This is a genomic window from Pseudoalteromonas espejiana DSM 9414 (genome assembly GCF_002221525.1).
In the GTDB taxonomy this organism is placed as follows: Bacteria; Pseudomonadota; Gammaproteobacteria; order Enterobacterales; family Alteromonadaceae; genus Pseudoalteromonas; species Pseudoalteromonas espejiana.
On sequence record NZ_CP011029.1, the window covers coordinates 712350 to 729655 of the forward strand.

15 protein-coding genes and 1 pseudogene are annotated in these 17306 nt (G+C 39.5%); 9 read left to right on the plus strand and 7 right to left on the minus strand.

The window, feature by feature from the left end:
* Nucleotides 1-56 precede the first annotated feature (56 nt).
* Nucleotides 57-940: pseudogene (locus tag PESP_RS20745) on the minus strand (LysR family transcriptional regulator).
* 133 nt (nucleotides 941-1073) lie between these two features.
* On the opposite strand from PESP_RS20745, the gene PESP_RS20060 reads away from it, so the two are divergent.
* On the plus strand, nucleotides 1074-1787 hold the full coding sequence (locus PESP_RS20060) for an outer membrane protein (RefSeq protein WP_089349766.1): 714 nt from the start codon (nucleotides 1074-1076) through the stop codon (nucleotides 1785-1787).
* An 84-nt stretch (nucleotides 1788-1871) separates the two neighbouring features.
* Here PESP_RS20060 and minE read toward each other — a convergent pair whose 3' ends face one another.
* The 3 genes from minE to minC are packed head-to-tail and all read right to left on the minus strand — an operon-like array spanning nucleotide 1872 to nucleotide 3659.
* Nucleotides 1872-2135 carry a cell division topological specificity factor MinE gene (minE, locus tag PESP_RS20065; RefSeq protein WP_004586362.1) on the minus strand — a complete coding sequence of 88 codons (264 nt, stop codon included), beginning with the start codon at nucleotides 2133-2135 and terminating at the stop codon, nucleotides 1872-1874.
* Nucleotide 2136: 1 nt separating this feature from the next.
* Entirely contained in the window at nucleotides 2137-2946 is an 810-nt protein-coding gene (gene minD / locus PESP_RS20070) for a septum site-determining protein MinD (protein WP_089349767.1), read from the minus strand.
* Between the two features lie 5 nt (nucleotides 2947-2951).
* Nucleotides 2952-3659, minus strand: a complete 708-nt coding sequence (gene minC / locus PESP_RS20075) for a septum site-determining protein MinC (RefSeq protein WP_089349768.1) — start codon at nucleotides 3657-3659, stop codon at nucleotides 2952-2954.
* Nucleotides 3660-3814: 155 nt separating this feature from the next.
* On the opposite strand from minC, the gene PESP_RS20080 reads away from it, so the two are divergent.
* Together PESP_RS20080 and PESP_RS20085 are read left to right on the plus strand one after the other, a co-directional pair.
* On the plus strand, nucleotides 3815-4102 hold the full coding sequence (locus tag PESP_RS20080) for a YcgL domain-containing protein (protein ID WP_089349769.1): 288 nt from the start codon (nucleotides 3815-3817) through the stop codon (nucleotides 4100-4102).
* On the plus strand, nucleotides 4095-5111 hold the full coding sequence (locus tag PESP_RS20085) for a lytic murein transglycosylase (RefSeq protein ID WP_089349770.1): 1017 nt from the start codon (nucleotides 4095-4097) through the stop codon (nucleotides 5109-5111). The genes PESP_RS20080 and PESP_RS20085 overlap by 8 nt, the downstream gene beginning before the upstream one ends.
* A gap of 53 nt (nucleotides 5112-5164) precedes the next feature.
* On the opposite strand, the gene PESP_RS20090 is transcribed toward PESP_RS20085, so the two are convergent.
* From PESP_RS20090 to PESP_RS20100, 3 genes are all read right to left on the minus strand, one after another.
* The gene (locus tag PESP_RS20090) at nucleotides 5165-5710 is read right to left on the minus strand and encodes a GbsR/MarR family transcriptional regulator (protein WP_089349771.1); all 546 of its coding nucleotides are present in this window, start codon (nucleotides 5708-5710) and stop codon (nucleotides 5165-5167) included.
* Between the two features lie 156 nt (nucleotides 5711-5866).
* Complete coding sequence (locus PESP_RS20095; RefSeq protein WP_089349772.1) at nucleotides 5867-8284, minus strand: TonB-dependent receptor; 2418 nt, start codon at nucleotides 8282-8284, stop codon at nucleotides 5867-5869.
* 175 nt (nucleotides 8285-8459) lie between these two features.
* On the minus strand, nucleotides 8460-9731 hold the full coding sequence (locus tag PESP_RS20100) for a Xaa-Pro dipeptidase (RefSeq protein ID WP_089349773.1): 1272 nt from the start codon (nucleotides 9729-9731) through the stop codon (nucleotides 8460-8462).
* A 153-nt stretch (nucleotides 9732-9884) separates the two neighbouring features.
* Between PESP_RS20100 and PESP_RS20105 the strand changes: the two genes are divergently transcribed.
* The 6 genes from PESP_RS20105 (at nucleotide 9885) to PESP_RS20130 (ending at nucleotide 17306) form a co-directional block, all read left to right on the plus strand.
* The gene (locus PESP_RS20105) at nucleotides 9885-11723 is read left to right on the plus strand and encodes a DUF885 domain-containing protein (protein ID WP_089349774.1); all 1839 of its coding nucleotides are present in this window, start codon (nucleotides 9885-9887) and stop codon (nucleotides 11721-11723) included.
* 99 nt (nucleotides 11724-11822) lie between these two features.
* Entirely contained in the window at nucleotides 11823-12335 is a 513-nt protein-coding gene (locus PESP_RS20110) for a YcgN family cysteine cluster protein (RefSeq protein ID WP_089349775.1), read from the plus strand.
* Nucleotides 12335-12847, plus strand: a complete 513-nt coding sequence (locus PESP_RS20115; protein ID WP_089349776.1) for an RNA methyltransferase — start codon at nucleotides 12335-12337, stop codon at nucleotides 12845-12847. Before PESP_RS20110 ends, PESP_RS20115 begins: the two co-directional genes overlap by 1 nt.
* A 90-nt stretch (nucleotides 12848-12937) precedes the next feature.
* The gene (locus PESP_RS20120; RefSeq protein WP_089349777.1) at nucleotides 12938-13825 is read left to right on the plus strand and encodes a substrate-binding periplasmic protein; all 888 of its coding nucleotides are present in this window, start codon (nucleotides 12938-12940) and stop codon (nucleotides 13823-13825) included.
* Between the two features lie 84 nt (nucleotides 13826-13909).
* A complete protein-coding gene (gene fucP, locus PESP_RS20125) occupies nucleotides 13910-15163 on the plus strand; it encodes an L-fucose:H+ symporter permease (RefSeq protein WP_089349778.1) in 1254 nt (417 codons plus the stop codon).
* Between the two features lie 253 nt (nucleotides 15164-15416).
* Nucleotides 15417-17306, plus strand: coding sequence for a methyl-accepting chemotaxis protein (locus tag PESP_RS20130; RefSeq protein WP_089349779.1), 1890 nt, complete (start codon nucleotides 15417-15419; stop codon nucleotides 17304-17306).

The following is a 17306-nucleotide window of genomic DNA, read 5'->3' on the forward strand; positions in this document are numbered from 1 at the left end:
AAAGTAATAATTTAATAATAACATACATACTTATGGAGACTTAATTAATCCTTTAATTAGGCCAAGCCCCGTTTTGCTAAAAAACGAACAAGTAATAATGTTAGATTTTCTCTGCGTCCATTGTTAGGCCATACCGCGTAATAACCTAGTGGCTTGAGTTGCCAGTGAGGTAAAATGTGAGTGAGCTCTTCTCGTGCTAGTTGCTTTTTTACTAGGTTTTCGGGCAAAATTCCTAGACCCAAGTTCTCAGATATAAAGTGGCTAATTGCAAGCGCACTGTTTACATTAATACGCGATTTTTCGGAAATACACACAACTTCACCATTTGGCGATGTAAAATCTACGGTGCTGCCACGCATGCTAAAATGTACCCAATCCCACTGTTTAAATCATTAGGGTGCTCGGGTATTTTATGTTTTTTAGCATAAGTACTCGAAGCAACTAAAAGCCGTTTACTTTCACCAATTTTACGTGCCATAAGAGAGCTATCTGCAAGCCACCCTACGCGAATACTTAAATCGAGTCCTTCATCCATTATGTTGACTACTTGGTCGGTGTAATTAAGTGATAAATTTACTTTTGGGTATATTTGCACAAATTCCGCTATAGCGGCTGAAATTTCTGAACTGGCTAAAAAGGCGGGAAGCGATATTTTTAAAGTCCCAATAGGCTCATCACCCACAGAGTTTATTTCATTTAAACCTGCTTCTGCATGCTTTGTTATATTTTCTACGTGGGTGTAAAACTTTTCCCCTTCAGGGGTCAGTGACAATTTTCGGGTTGTTCTATGTAATAAAGTGACGCCTAAAAACTGTTCTAAGTCAGAAACACTATGGCTAACGCGTGAGGGCGCAATACCAAGCTCTTTTGCTGCAATACGAAACGAACTTGCAGCTACTACTTTTGAAAAAATGGCCATATGCCGTAAGTAATTAATCATTGTTCTGAATTTCGGAATTTTATTATGCCGTTATGTATCTATTCGCTCGGGTATCTAAAAGTTATATTAGCTGCGAATTCAACATTAGCCTTAAAGCACCAAACTTTGGTTGTTAAAAAAATCAGGAATGACAATGAACACATTACAAAAAAGCATAGTTGCCGCAATTACTTTAGTTTGTACTACGCCTACTTTAGCCAGCGCAGAGGGGGTTTATGGATCTGCACATATAGGCTACAGCTCGAAAGCGAATGACTCACAAGCCATTGGAAACAATATTGCAGTAGATGCAGACTCCCCCTCTGAATTTGATGCTGGCGATGGCAGTGTAGGTAGCATTGGTTTAGGTTATCAGTTTAATCCTCAGTTTAGAGTAGAAGCACGTATAAGTTATCACGACACCGATTATAGCGAGTCAAAAGTGGGAGCTGGCTCACGTGAGGGTGAGCAATATGTATTAAAGGGGGATTTAAAAACGACAACTTATACAATTGAAGGCTTTTACGATTTTGACAATAGCACTGCATTTACACTCTATATTAAAGCGGGTTTAGGCGTTGCAAATAATAGCTACTCTGCAAAATTAGGTGGCCAAGGGATCAGTGCATTTGATGGCAATGTTGATGGTTATTACGATGCATATGCCGATGACGACTCAACCGAATTTACATGGAATATTGGGGCAGGGGTTAACTATCAAGTAACTAAAGCTATATCTCTTTACACTGAGTACCAATATATTGAATTTGGTGATGTGCAAACAGGCCAAGATGCATTTACCGATGGTTTTAAAATCGACAATGCCGCAAGCCATGAGTTTTTACTTGGTTTACGTGTAAACTTTTAAATTTAAAACACAATTGCGCGCACATACAAATGTGTAGTGAATGTTAAAACAAAAGCGGCAGTTTAAATGCCGCTTTTTGTTGTACTACTTTTTTTCTTCGTCAGGCAATGTCACGTTGAGCTCAAGTACTGCTAAATCATCTTCGTTTTGATCAAACTGTACCTGAACTGCGTCAGTGTTTACGTTCACGTATTTACGGATCACATCTAAAATATCTTGTTTTAATTGTGGTAAGTAATCCGGCGTTCCTCGTTGAGAACGTTCGTGCGCGACAATGATCTGCAATCGCTCTTTTGCTAATGACGCGCTGTTCTTTTTTTCTGAGCGGAAGTAGTCAAGTAAAGACACATTAACCTCCAAAAATCCGTTTAAATAAGCCTTTTTTCTCAACGTCTAAGAATCGAAAATCGACTGTTTCACCTAATAAGCGATTAATTGCATCTGCATAAGCTTGCCCTGCATCTGATTCACCATCAAGAATCACAGGTTGGCCAGAGTTAGATGCGCTTAATACTGCTTGCGACTCAGGAATAACACCTAGTAATGGAATAGATAGAATATCTTTCACGTCTTCTACCGATAACATTTCGCCTTTTTCAACACGCTCTGGATTGTAGCGAGTTAAAAGTAGATGCTCTTTTATGTTTTCTAGGCCTTCTTCAGCACGTTTAGATTTGCTGTGTAAAATACCTAAAATTCTATCAGAATCTCGAACTGATGATACTTCTGGGTTGGTTGTTACAATTGCTTCATCGGCAAAGTACATCGCCATCATTGCACCGGCTTCAATACCAGCTGGTGAGTCACATACGATGTAATCAAAATCTTCTTTTAATTCGTTTAGTACGCGTTCAACACCTTCACGGGTTAGGGCGTCTTTATCACGTGTTTGTGATGCAGGAAGTAGAAAGAGTTTTTCTACGCGTTTGTCTTTAATTAGCGCTTGATTAAGATTTGCTTCGCCATTAATTACGTTTACAAAGTCGTACACTACGCGGCGCTCACACCCCATAATTAAATCTAGGTTACGTAAGCCAATATCAAAATCGATGATAACTGTTTTATAGCCTTTTAATGCTAAACCAGTGCCTATTGCAGCACTTGATGTTGTTTTACCAACACCGCCTTTACCTGAAGTAACGACAATAACTTTTGCCATGAGATTTATCCTTTAACCAAAGCTGAAATTTCTAATGATTCGTTTTTTTGTTGTATTTGTACTGCGCTGCCCCAGTGCTCACCTTGCAATGAATCACTGATCCAGTAATTGCCATCAATTGAAACCAGTTCGGCTTCAAGTTTTTGGCAGTATATGCAGGCGTCTTTTGTCCCTTTTGCACCCGCAATAGCTCGCCCACGCAATGTGCCATAAATGTGCACGTTGCCATCGGCTATTACTTCTGCACCATGGCTTACTGCGCCAAGTACAATTAAGTCTCTATCTTTTGCGTAAACTTGCTGACCTGAACGTACCGTGCCATTAATTACTTGCGCTGGAAGGTAGACGTTTTTTTCAACAATAGAGGTGTTAGGTGCCTCTTGTTTTACTGGGGCGCTTTTTGCATCTTGTGAGTAATTTAAAACCGATAAGCCCGCTGCCTTTGCTTGGCTGTGTTGATCATCTGAGCCATTACATACACCAACTGCATTAAAGCTCATGCGCTCAATAAGTGATTTTAAGTGTACAAAATCAAGTGAGCTGTTTTTAATTTCTTCTAAATTAACAACAATAGGGGCTCCTTCAAAAAACCGAGGAGCTTGGGCTATTTTTACATACAACTGCTCTGCTAGAAGGGCAATATCAGTGCTATAAAGATGCAATACTGATAGTGTGAAAAGGTTCCCTTTTAGCTCAAAAATTTGTTCCGACATACACGCTCAATTGATTTGTCTGATTAGAAATTAATTTTAGATAAACGTAGGCTGAATAAGGCCTTTATTGAAATTTCTAATCTAATTTTTCTAACTTATTATTACTCTCATGTTATAGTGTGCGGCAATGTTAAGCAAGATTAAATAGGGCCATTATGCTCACTGCGGTATATAAAAGTAAGAAAAAAGCGGATACCTTCTTATTTGTTGAAAAAAGAGATGATTTTAGTAAAGTGCCTGAACCTTTACTGGCAATGTTTGGTCAACCTATTTATGTAATGATCATTAACTTAGCAAAGCGTGATCATTTAGGTGGCGCCGACCTTGAAACTGTAAAAGAGGCTTTAGCCGATCCTGATAAAGGCTACTATTTACAGATTCCACCGCCAGAAGAAAACTTACTTAGCCAATTACGAAAAGAAAACGGAGTTGATAGTGATTAAAAAGTTAGCCGTAATTTTATGCTCAGTGTGTTTAAGTGGCTCTGTAGTTGCTAAAACACAGGCCGAATTTCAAACTTACTTGGGCGATTTAAAACAAGAGGCCATAGCAAAAGGCTACGATAGCAAATTAATAGACGATGCATTTGCAACAGCGTCTTACAAAGAAAAAGTAGTTTCTGCTGATAAAAACCAGCCTGAAGTAAAAGAAACACTCGAAACTTATTTACCAAAACGTGTTCCACAGTGGAAAATTGACCGTGCGCGTAAGCTTTACGCGCAAAACAAAGATGTACTAGAGCAAGTAGCTAAAGAGTTTGGCGTGCAAGCGCGTTTTATAGTGGCTTTATGGGGTCTTGAAAGTAACTTTGGTACAATTCAGGGGGGTCATAACGTTATTTCATCGTTAGTAACCCTTGCCTTTGATGGTCGCCGAGAAGCACTTTATAAACGCCAGCTGTGGGCAGCATTAGATATTTTAAAATCAGGCCATATAACCCTCGATAAATTTAAAGGCTCTTGGGCTGGCGCAATGGGGCAAACGCAGTTTATGCCAACCTCATTTAATGCCTACGCTGTTGATTACAATAACGATGGCCGCAAAGATATTTGGACCACCAAAGAGGATGCCTTTGCCTCTATTGCCAATTATTTAAAGCAAGAGGGCTGGAATGACTCGTTAACATGGGGTCGTCAGGTCAAATTGCCAGACAATTTTGATAGTCAATACGTGCTAAAACGCGGTACTAAAACACGTAAACAGTGGTTAGAGTATTGGAATAATTCAGAGCGTTCGCTTGCAGATTGGCAAGCGCTTGGTGTACGAAAAGCTGATGGCTCTGATTTACCCAATGTAGATGTGCAAGCTGCGCTTGTAATGCCAGATGATATAAATGGGCGCATGTATTTAGCGTACGATAACTACAAAGTGTTTATGCACTGGAATCGTTCGTACTACTTTGCAACAAGTGTTGGTTACTTATCAGATAGAATTGGGTATCCGAAAATTTAATTTTCGCTTTACTAAATTTAAAAAGCCGCAGTTTGCGGCTTTTTTATTTAGTTTTATTCTTTTTTAAATATTTTATCTTTTAAATCGATTACTTTGCCAATACCTGAGCCTAGCTTCATAAGCTTATTTAGTTGCTCTGGGCTCAAACGTTGTAATTCTGATGACCATTTAGTAACAGTTTCAAGCAAGTTATGGATTTCACCCATTTGCTTTTGTGCGTATAACTCTTCTTCATTACTGGCTTCATCGAGTAAGTTATCGCGAAGAAGGCTAAGTGTAGGGTCTATTTCACGTTTTTTACGCTCTTCAAAAACACGGTTGGCCATATCCCAAATTTCACCAGCAGGCGCATAATACTCTTTGCGATCGCCAGGTATATGGTGCACTTTAATTAACTGCCATGATTGCAGCTCTTTAATGCCCATACTTACGTTACCACGAGAGATACTTAACGCGTCGGCAATTTCGTTCGCGGTCATTGGCTCTTTTGTAATGATCAACAACCCACACATTTGCCCTATAGTGCGATTGAAACCCCAGCGGCTGCCCATCTCACCGCAATGCATGACAAAGGCTAAATTTTTTTCAGATAGACTCATAGCTTTTCAAGTTTCAGTAAATTCAGAAAGTAATGCTAGCACGCTTGTAAATTATAGCAACGCTTAGCGAGGTAAGTTTTGTAGAGTATTAAATGAAGAATAAGTTTAATTTACTCCTACTTATTATTGTAGGAGTAAATTAGTTGCCCAGATGGGTTAAAGTGTGTAGCTAAAGCTTAGCTTAGCGTTACGCTCTTCACCTGGCATACCACCTAAAAACATGGCTTTAGAGTAGTACTTTTTATTAAACAAGTTGTTTAAATTAAGCTGCATGTGCCATTTATCGGTTGTGTACGAAACCGCCGCATCATAAACCGTGTAGCTCGGCACATAACCATCAGGAATACCAAAGCTCGTAGAGTTTGTACTTCTGTCATCAACATAAGTGATACCACCACTTATATTTACATTTTCAGGTAAGTTAAACATATCGGCGTAGTAAGTTACCCACGTACTTGCGGTAACATACGGCACACCTTTTTGGCGAGTATCGTAACTTGAGCTGTTAGGGTTGGTTTTATCACGGGCATCTTGATAAACACCGTTTATATTTACTTTCCATTGCTCATTTAAGTGCGCGTTTAAATCAAGCTCTACACCTTTAGTTTGTTCTTCACCATCGTAGTAGCTTTCTACTACATCGGGGCCAGACACACCGGCTTCATAAAGTGGGTTGCTGTATTCTAAGTTAGTACGCGCGCTTTCAAATACAACTAGTGATGCTAAAAGTTGATCATCAAATGCTTTAAATCTAAAACCTAAATCGTTACTTATTGACTCTGAGTCTTCACGGTCTGCTTCGTTACCCGCTACTGAGCCAAGTATACTGTATGCTGTACGCCCTTTTGAGTGGTTAATAAATACCGAAAAATCTTCAGTTGGTTGGTAAGTGGCACCTAAGTTATAAGTTAAACCACTGTCTGAAGTGTTCGCTTCAGGCGTAGGCTCGGCGCGGCTTGAGCTATAACGCTCATCAACACCAAAGTGCTCATATGTTTGCTTAATACGGTTATAAGCAACACCTACACGCGTTGTAAGCGCATCCGTTATGTAGCCTACATGTTGAATACCTAAGCCCCATGCTTGTACTTTTTTATTGTAGTCGCTGGTTTTTAGAGGGTCGTAGTCATCAAAGCTGCCAGTAGGCCAATTAGGTTCACGAATATCGTAAATGTAAGGCAACGTACCTTGGTAAATAGTCTCGCCATCACTATTAGTGATTACTTTATCGGCGTCGTAAATAGAGTACTGCTTAAAGCGAATATCTCTGTCTTCGTAGTTTGCATTAACAAGTAACTCGTTATCAATATCGCCTAGCATAAAGTCATAGCGTAAATCTAAAAAGTACTGCCATGATTTTTCATCTGCCTCTACTTGACGATACTCTTGGCGGCGAGCTGCAAATGAGTAAAGTACGCCGTCCTCTACTAATGGAGCACGAGGGTCATCATTTACAATGCCATTACGTTCCCAATACACGTAATTGTAAGCACCTGTTTGGCGAGCAAAGCTCGATGTATAGTTACGGTATTGTAGCTGCTGATTTAAAAATAAATCATCAGTAATAAAGTAATTATGCGTCAGCTTAAAGCGAAGCTCTTCACCTTCGTTATCATCCGCCATAGGCGAAATAATACCGTTTGTTCCAAAGCTATAAGGAGTTAATCCGTCGTTTGATGAAAGAGAATTAGCAAGTTGTTCTTGTTGCGCCGCTGTAAGTTGAACACCATTACCGTTAGAGTCATTCACTAAATCTGCGCCGGTTACTTCGCCTGCAGTTAAACCGTCTACTGATTCACTATTAAAAATTCTAATTGGGTGGCCAATAGAGTCTACCGCAATTGAATCCTTAATATAGGCAGCTGAGATCATGATATCTTGCTTGTCGCTCAATACATACTTAAGTGATGTATACAGCTCGTCGCGGTCTTCTTTTAAATCACGAAAGCCATCGCTTGATGCTGTTTTGGCCATCACGCGGTAGGCTAAATCATCGGTAATTGCATTGGTGCTATCAAAAGCAAGTGAATAGCTATCCCATTGGCCAAGCTCAGCCGATACTTTGTGTTTTTCTTCAAATTCTGGCTTTTTTTCAATTAAGTTAATTACACCACCAGCACTGCCAATACCGTATAAACCCGTTGCTGGGCCCTTAAGTACTTCAACCGACTCTACATTAGTCAGTGAGCGAGTAGGGTTAAATGTGTTGCCTAAACCGGCACCGCCGTACATGCCATCGTAGGTATAATTTGCATCAAGGCCACGAATAACTAAGTTATCGCCTATACCGTAGTTATTACCAGCTTGGGTTAAGCCACTCACGTTACGTACAAGTTCTTGTAGGCTATCTACACCTTGTGACTCAATAAGTTCACGGTCAATAATAACAACCGGTGCTGGGGTTTCCATTAATGACATGTCTGATTTAGTTGCAAGGCCTGAACTCATTACAACTTGGTTTTGCTTTTCGTAAACGCTAATACGTTCGATGTCTTTTTCAGCGGTTGTTGCAGCAACCGCTAAAGGGGCGTTTAAACACGCTAACGTTAAAAGAGAGTAGTTAAATTGTTTCATATTGATAATTATTCGTATTCATTGGTTTGCGCGAATACTAATAGTTATTATTCGTTAAGTGAATAAAAAATTCTAAAAAAGAGAAATTAATTACAATGTGGGTGAGTTATTGTTCTAAAAAGTAAATTTAAGGTTAAATTTAATGCTTTTTAAAAAGTAATACGCTAATTAGTTATTATTTTTTATAAACTACACCTGCTTTCATTACAAAAGGGATGCGCTCAAGCTCACTAATATTATTAAGTGGGTTGTCTTTTACTGCAATAATATCTGCAGCAAAGCCCGCCTTTAGCTGACCAAGTGTATTTTCCATTTTTAACAGCTTTGCACTGTTTATAGTGGCGGCTTGAATAGCTTGTAGTTCGGTCATTCCAAATTCAACCATACGAGAAAACTGCTTTGCGTTATCGCCGTGTGGATAAATAGCGGCATCGGTACCAAATACCATATTAACGCCAGCCTTTACTGCACGGCTAAAGCTATCGCGTTGTTTTTTAGATACTTGACGCTCTTTATTGAGGTTTTCTTCATCTACGCCATTTTGCTCGCCAAAACTAAGCGTGTATTCGGTATTGTAAATATCCATAGACAGCCATGTACCGTGCTTTTTAGCAAGCGCTATGGCTTCATCGTCTAAAAAGCTGGCATGCTCAATACTATCTACGCCTGCTTTAATGGCTGTTTTAATACCACTGGTACCATGTGCATGTGCTGCCACAGGTAAGTCGCGCATGTGAGCTTCATCAACAATGGCTTTCATTTCATCATAAGAATATTGCTGTACACCTACTTTAGTACCCTTAGAAAAAACGCCGCCAGTGGCGCAAAATTTAATTGCATTAGCACCGTATTTTATATTTTCGCGTACTTTAACTCGTGCTGCCCATGGTCCGTCGGCTACGCCTGTTGATGTGTATTTTAGCTCTGGCGGTAAGCGGTTATTATCACAATGTCCGCCTGTAATACCAAGCGATGGGCCCGCTGCCCAAATACGTGGACCTACAATATCACCCGCGTTAATGCCATCACGCACGGCAATAACACTGTAGCCCTCAGCGCCAACATTACGAAGTGTAGTAAAGCCAGCTTCGAGTGTTTTTTTAGCAAAGTGCGCTGCCTTAATAGCCATACGTGGCACTGATTGGCTCAAACGTTGGCTGCGCGACACAGTAGGGTCGCTAGTTAAATGAACATGCATATCCATTAAACCTGGCATAAGTGTTAACTGAGGAAGTTCAATGTGATCATCATTTTTGCTAAGCGTTGGCTTTTTATTAGTCTCGATTGCGCTTATCACTCCATTATCAATAGTAATAAGGGGAGCTTTTATGAGTTTACCGGTTTGCACGTCAAGCATGGCTTTAGCAGAGAGGTAAGTAACGGCATGGGCGTTTAAGCTGCTTAAGCATAAACATGCAATGGAGGCGCTAAGTAGGCGTTTTTTCATTTTGTTCTTCTTGTAGTGGCGTTTTAATTAATTGAAATGTAACAACCTAATACAAAAGTGTAAATAGAGATTGATTTAAGCAATCTATCGTAATTTCTTTATTTAGCAGTGCTTTGTGAGCATAATTAAAAATCGTCACAAAAAAGGAATACCATGAAATCTATTAAATTAGCCTTAGTTGCCAGCGGTGTTATGTTTGCCTTAAGTGGCTGTATTAGCAATGGTGCAAGCGAAAACGCGAGCACTAACGTACAGTCAAACACCACCAGCGCAAAAACAGCTATTGTTTCAGAGCTCTCTAATGAGCAGCAGCTCGATGTGCTTGTAGCCCAATATTACAATGAATCTCTTACGTTTAAGCCAATAAACGCAACATATAGTGGCCGTAGTGAATTTAACGATAAGTTTACCCCAGAGATTTCATCTAAAAATCGTGCTAAAAAAGCCTCTTTTTATAAAAAGTATCAGCAGCGCCTTGCCTTTATTGATAAATCACAATTAACGGGTCAGGCACTTTTAAGCTACGAGATATTAAATCGCGATTTAGCACTTAAACTTGAAGGTATGCAATTTCCAACCTACATGTTGCCAATAAACCAAATGGCAGGCTCGCATAATACCTTTGCAGGTTTTGGCTCAGGGCAAAGCGCACAGCCATTTGATACCACCGAAGACTATAGTAACTTTATAAAGCGCAGCGAAGGTTTTGTAGCGTGGCTTGCAAGTGTTCAACGCTCAATGGGGGAAGGTTTAAAGCAAGGTATTTCATTACCAAAACCTTTAGCTAAAAAATTACAGCCGCAATTTGCAGCGCATGTTGTTAAACGTGCTGAAGACTCTTTATTTTGGGGGCCGATTAAAAACTTCCCTGAATCATTTACTTCAAAGCAAAAAGAGAAGATCACAGCACAGTACCGCTCACTTATTATGACGCAATTAGTACCGGCCTATAAAAGTATGAGTGACTTTTTAGCCAATGAGTATATTCCTAATAGTCGTACAACAGTTGGTTATAGTGATTTACCAAATGGCAAAGCCTGGTATGAATACCAAATTAAAAAAAATACCACGTTGAGCTTATCAGCAGATGAAATACACGCCATTGGCTTAAGTGAAGTGTCGCGTATTTTAGATGAAATGAAAAAAGTAAAACAAGATGTTGGGTTTAGTGGTTCATTGGCTGAGTTTTTTGATCACTTACGTGACTCAGACGAGTTTTATTACAATACACCACAAGAGCTAATAGCGGCTTATGAAAACGTTAAACAAAAAATAGATTCGCGCGTTCCATTATTATTTGATATTGCGCCTAAAGCGCCATACGTAGTAAAAGCGGTTGAAGCATACAGAGCGCAATCTGCTGCGGGTGCGTCTTATGCAGCCCCTGCACCTGATGGTTCTCGCCCGGGTGTTTTTTACATCAACACGTTTAATTTAAAAGCACAGCCAAAGTTTTTACTTGAAACACTCTCTATTCATGAAGCAGCTCCAGGGCATCATTTTCAAATTGCCTTACAGCAAGAAATTGAAGGCTTACCTGATTTTAGAAAGTTTGGCGGTTATACCGTATTTGCAGAGGGTTGGGCATTATATGCAGAAAGCCTAGGTAAAGAGCTTGGCTTATTTACCGACCCTTACATGTGGTACGGGCGTTTAGCCGATGAACAACTAAGAGCGATGCGTTTAGTGCTCGATACTGGCTTTCATGCAAAAGGTTGGACTCGCCAGCAAGGGATTGATTACATGTTGGCTAACTCATCAATGGCTAAAAGCGATGTAATTGCTGAGGTTGAGCGTTATATTGCATGGCCTGGCCAAGCCCTATCGTACAAGTTGGGGGAGTTTAAAATTAAACAGCTGCGCGACTACGCTAAAAAAGAGTTAGGCGATAAGTTTGATATTAAAGCGTTCCACACTCAAATTTTGATTGATGGTGCGTTACCTATGCCAATTTTAGAGGAAAAAATTAAACGTTGGGTTGCCACGCAGTAACAATAAAAAACGCGAAAGCCCGTATTAATAAAGGCGCGGGCTTTGCGCGTATAGCTGCAATACGTTAGAATGCGCGCTCTTTAGGGGCGCGAGTAAATTATGTTTGATCAAGAATTAGCAAATACACAGTTTTGGCTTAAAAAAAGTCTCAGGGACATGAACCAAAACGAATGGGAAGCTATTTGTGATGGGTGCGGAAAGTGTTGTTTAAACACCTTTATTGATAGCGAAGACGAAGACGAATTTACCGCTACCGATCAATTACGTGAAGGTGAAGAACTCATTTTTACAAATATTGTTTGCCAATATCTTGATAACAACACCTGTGGTTGTAGCGAATACGAAAATCGCCAAACTTTGGTGCCATCGTGCGTAAAGCTTACCAAAGCCAACCTTAAAGATATCTTTTTTATGCCGCAAAGCTGTAGCTATCGCCGATTACACGAAGGCCGTGGTTTAGCGTCGTGGCACCCGCTATTAAATAATGGCGAAAAATCACAAATGCATGAGCTAGGTATATCTGTTAAAGATAAAACAGTAAAAGACTGTGACGTAAAGCTTGATGACTTCGATTTATACATAGCTGAGTGGCCTACTAAGGATTGCGATTAATGAGCGATTTTAAAGCGACCATAGGCCTAATAAACCCTAAAAGCCCCACAAATGTAGGCGGTGTTTTGCGTGCCGCGGGTTGCTACGATGCAAAGCAAGTGTTCTTTACCGGTAGCCGTTATTTAAATGCTAAAAAGTTTCATACTGATACTAAAAACGTTGTTGAGCGAATTCCCTTAATTGGCGCTGATAATCTGCAAAACGTTAAACCCGAAGGTGCAACTGTCGTAATTATTGAGCTAATTGAAGGCGCGACGCCTTTGCCTGACTTTAAACACCCAGAAAATGCTTTTTATGTATTTGGCCCTGAAGACGGCTCTATCCCAAAAGATGTTTTAAAATGGTGTGATGAAGTAGTGTATGTACCAACAATAGGGTGTATGAACCTGGCTGCTACTTGTAATGTTGTACTGTATGACCGTTTAGCTAAGCTTGGCGGCGTAGAGAGCAGTGATTCAACCATTATTAGTTCCCGCGACACCAATAACAAAATGAAGTGGGATAAAGCATAAACGAGCAAAGCTAAAATGTTCGCTAAAATTTCTTTTACTTTACGTACTTAGTTCTACACTTTAGGGACATACCCTAAATAAAGTGTAATTATGCGCGTACTTTTAATTTTGTTTTTATTTTCACCTTTTTGTTTTGCTCAGGTCCCTGTGACTTATATGCAAGGCGACACATCCCACACTGTAATAGGTGAGCGCTATAAATCGGGTTATTTATTTAGCGCCCCTAACAGCACTAAAACTATTCACGTTGTTACCGAAGATTGGCCGCCTTATATAGGCAACAAGCTGTGTAATAAAGGCTGGGTGTATCAATTTAGCGCTGCAATTTTTAATAGTGCAGGGTATAGCGTTTATATCGAATTTGTTCCGTGGGCAAGGGCTGTGCGTGCCGTTGAATTAGGTAAAGCTGACATTTTAATGCCAGAATATTATATCGAAGATACAGCGCCTTCTGACTACGTACCAAACCAAACGCGTCGTAAATTATTAGGGCTATCAAATGCATTTGAGGGCGGTAATATCGGCTTTTTAAAACGCAAAGGCGAGCCCGACAGATTCAATGGTAATTTAAAGTCACTTAAAGGTTCGCGTATTGGTGTAGTAAGGGGGTATCAAAACACCCCAGAGTTTGATGCCATGATGGATAACGACGAATTTATTATTATTAATGCCGTAGACGATTTACAGCTTGTTAAGCTACTAGCAGCAAAGCGGGTAGATTTAATTATTGGCGATCCGAGCGTTTTAATTTACTCAGTAAAATACTCAAACCTATCTGATAGTGCAAAACAGTCTTTACTCAGCGCTATAGAGCCCGAAACAACCGCTATTCAATATAACCCCTTATATTTTGCTATTAGTAAAAGCACAACAGATTGGCTTGGTATTTTAGAAGATATAAACACAGCGTTATACAAATTTAAAAATAGCGGAGAAACGCTTAGGCTTAAAAACACCTTACTAAATGAGTGTGGTTAATTGTAACGTTCCAAAAATTTAGTGCTTATATTTCACTTCAAACGTGTAGAATCATTTCCAACTTGTTAATGGAGTGAAAATGACGTGAGTGAAATAAATACTAATCAATCATTTGCGGTCAAAGAGCAACAAAATAAAAATTACCTGTTACCACTGACTGCAATGACCACACTGTTCTTTTTATGGGGCTTTATTACCGTTTTAAACGACGTGCTAATTCCCCGTTTAAAGGGCGTTTTTGACCTATCTTACTTTGAAGCAATGCTTGTTCAGTTTTGCTTTTTTGGTGCCTACTTTATTGTCTCTATTCCGGCTGGAATTTTAGTTAAACAACTAGGCTACAAAAAAGGAATTTTAACTGGGCTGGTAATAGCATCAATCGGCTGTATGTTGTTTTACCCAGCGGTTGTAGTGCACGAATATTGGTTGTTTTTAGGAGCGCTATTTGTTTTAGCCTCGGGCGTAACCGTTTTACAAGTTTCTGCAAACCCTTATGTGGCCGCTTTAGGTCCTGAAAAAACAGCATCGTCTAGGCTTAACCTAGCACAAGCACTTAATGCGCTTGGTACAACTGTTGGCCCTTATGTAGGCGGTATATTATTTTTTGGTACAGCCGGTACACTCGCAGCCAGTGCTGCAAGCGCTGAGTCGGTTAAAGTGCCTTACTTAATGTTAGCTGTTGCACTACTTGTAATCGCGATTGTTTTTGCCTTTGTAAAACTCCCTGATATAGAGAGCCACAAAGAAGAAAACAACCCTGTAAACGAGTCTCGCTCGCTTACTCAAGCACCTCATTTAACAATGGGTGTTGTAGCAATATTTTGTTATGTTGGCGGCGAAGTTGCAATTGGTAGTTTTTTAGTTAACTTTTTTGGTGAAGCACACATAGCCGGGCTTGAAGAGCATGCAGCAGCTGCCCTTATTAGTTATTACTGGGGTGGGGCTATGGTAGGGCGTTTTATTGGATCCGCTTTATTACAAAAAATAGCGCCGTCTAAAGCGCTGGCGTTTAATGCGGTTATGGTTATTGCATTGCTACAGGTTACCATTTTTACCCAAGGTAATGTGGCTTTGTATGCTGTGCTTGCGATAGGGTTATTTAACTCTATTATGTTTCCGACTATTTTTTCTGTTGCAATTGAAAAGCTTGGCTCTTTAACAAGTAAAGGTTCAGGCTGGTTATGTTTAGCTATTGTCGGTGGTGCGTTAGTGCCGCTACTGCAAGGTTACATTGCAGATGTAGTTAATATTCAACTAAGCTTTTTTGTACCGCTACTATGTTATGTGTTTATAGCATGGTACGGTTTAAACGTTGTTCGCCTCGCTAAAAAGTGGTAACAAACGTATAAACACGAAGCGACTGAATACGTATTCAGTCGCTTTTTTATCAAAATCAATAGGAACGTTCCATTAATTTGTTTTAATTAATCTTCAACTTGCCACTTAACTACCAGTTATATTTATTAGTTACTAAGTTAATGCTTTATTACTGTTTTTTACTTTAATCTTCTCTTAAACTCGCAATTACAACGACATAACTATAAATTTTTGCTAAAACAGTAACTAATAAATAATAATAAAAAGGGTAGCTATGATTAACTCTCTTAAATTTACCTCTAAAGTTACTATTGCCGCATCTGTAGTATTAGTTATGGTGTTGGGTTTGTTTACTATTAATAACTATATCGCTATGCGTAACCAAACGCAGCAACAGCTAGATTTAGTATTAAAGCAAAATTCAGAGTCAGTTTCTCAAAATATAGCAAGCTGGTTAAATGCAAAGCTTGCAATTGTAAAATCAATAGCTCATACCCACCAAGCAAACGATGCCAAACAATTAACACTCTCTCAGCTTAATACTGCAGAGTTTGCCGGTGATTTTAAAAATACTTACATTGGTAAACCCAGTGGCGTGTTTATATTAAATGATCAGAGCGTTTTGCTCCCTGCTGATTTTGACGCCACATCTCGCCCTTGGTATAAGTTAGTTGAAAACAAATCAACCACAGCCTTTACCACGCCATACATTGATGTAACCACCAATGAACTGACCATCTCTGCTGTAGTGCCTATTCAATCTAATGGCGTTTTTAGTGGCGTAGCCGGTGCTGATATAGACATGCAAACGGTGAGTAAAATAATTAACGACATTGACTTTTTAGGGTTAGGTTACGGTTTTTTACTTGATAATAATGGCCAAGTGTTAAGTCACCCAAACAGCAAGTTAAACTTAAAAACAACCACCGATTTATTTGGAAAACGTACACCTTTAAATAGTGAGTTTACCCAATATGAATTTGATGGAGAGTCGCAATTAGTCTCTTTTACAAAAATACGTGGCATAGATAATGTAGATTGGTATTTAGGGGTTGTGATCAACCAAGAGCAAGCCTTTGCAAGTGTATCGCGCTTTGGGACTACAGCTGCCATATACATGGTGTTAGGTATTGTAGCTATTGTTGTGTTGATGCAATTTTTATTACGTTTTCTAATGCAACCAATGCTGCGTTTAAATGATGCTATTGAAGATATAGCGCAAGGTGAAGGAGACTTAACTAAGCGCCTTGAGGTTGAAAACAACGATGAATTTGGACAGCTGAGTCATTCATTTAACATTTTTATAGAAAAAATACAGCGCTCTATTGAGCAAGTAAAAATAACCACAACGCAGCTCGATATCGTTATTGCAAGTGTAGTAACACAAACGCACGCATCACTTGCTATGTATGACGACCAAACAAAGCGTACTGATAGTGTGGCTTTGGCGGTTAATAACTTTTCTCATACAGCAACATCAATTGCTAATAATGCCAGTGAAGCCTCAGAAATTGCAAAAAACGCTGATCAGCACTCTACCCAAAACCAACAAACGTTAAATCAAAGCGTTAATAGTATTCATCAGCTTTCAGATAATATGGAGCAAGCTCAACAAACAATTAATAGCCTAAACGCGCATACAGTCAGTATTGGTCAAGTTTTAGAGGTTATAAAAGGAGTGAGCGAACAAACAAATTTACTTGCTTTGAATGCCGCTATTGAAGCTGCAAGAGCGGGCGAAGCCGGTCGTGGTTTTGCGGTAGTAGCCGACGAAGTACGCCAATTAGCACATCGCACTAAGCAATCAACGCAAGAAATAGAAGATACCGTAAGTCAACTGCAAAAAGGTTCAAACCATGCGGTTGAGTTGATGAAAACCAGCCTGCAAGATAGTGAAAAAAGTGTTGAACAAGCCGAGGCTGTTAGCCATCTTATGGGACAAATTATTGAGTCGATTAAACAAATTAATGGTGCTAACCATAGTGTGGCAGATGCAACGGTTGAACAAAACGACATGGTTAAGTCACTACATTGTGATATTAAAAGTATGAGTGAGCTATCGCTTCAGGGTCAAAATAACTTACAAAGCACCCTTAACGAATGCACTAAACTAAAACAACAATTTAGTGATTTAGAACATATGGTCCAAAAGTTTAAGGTATAA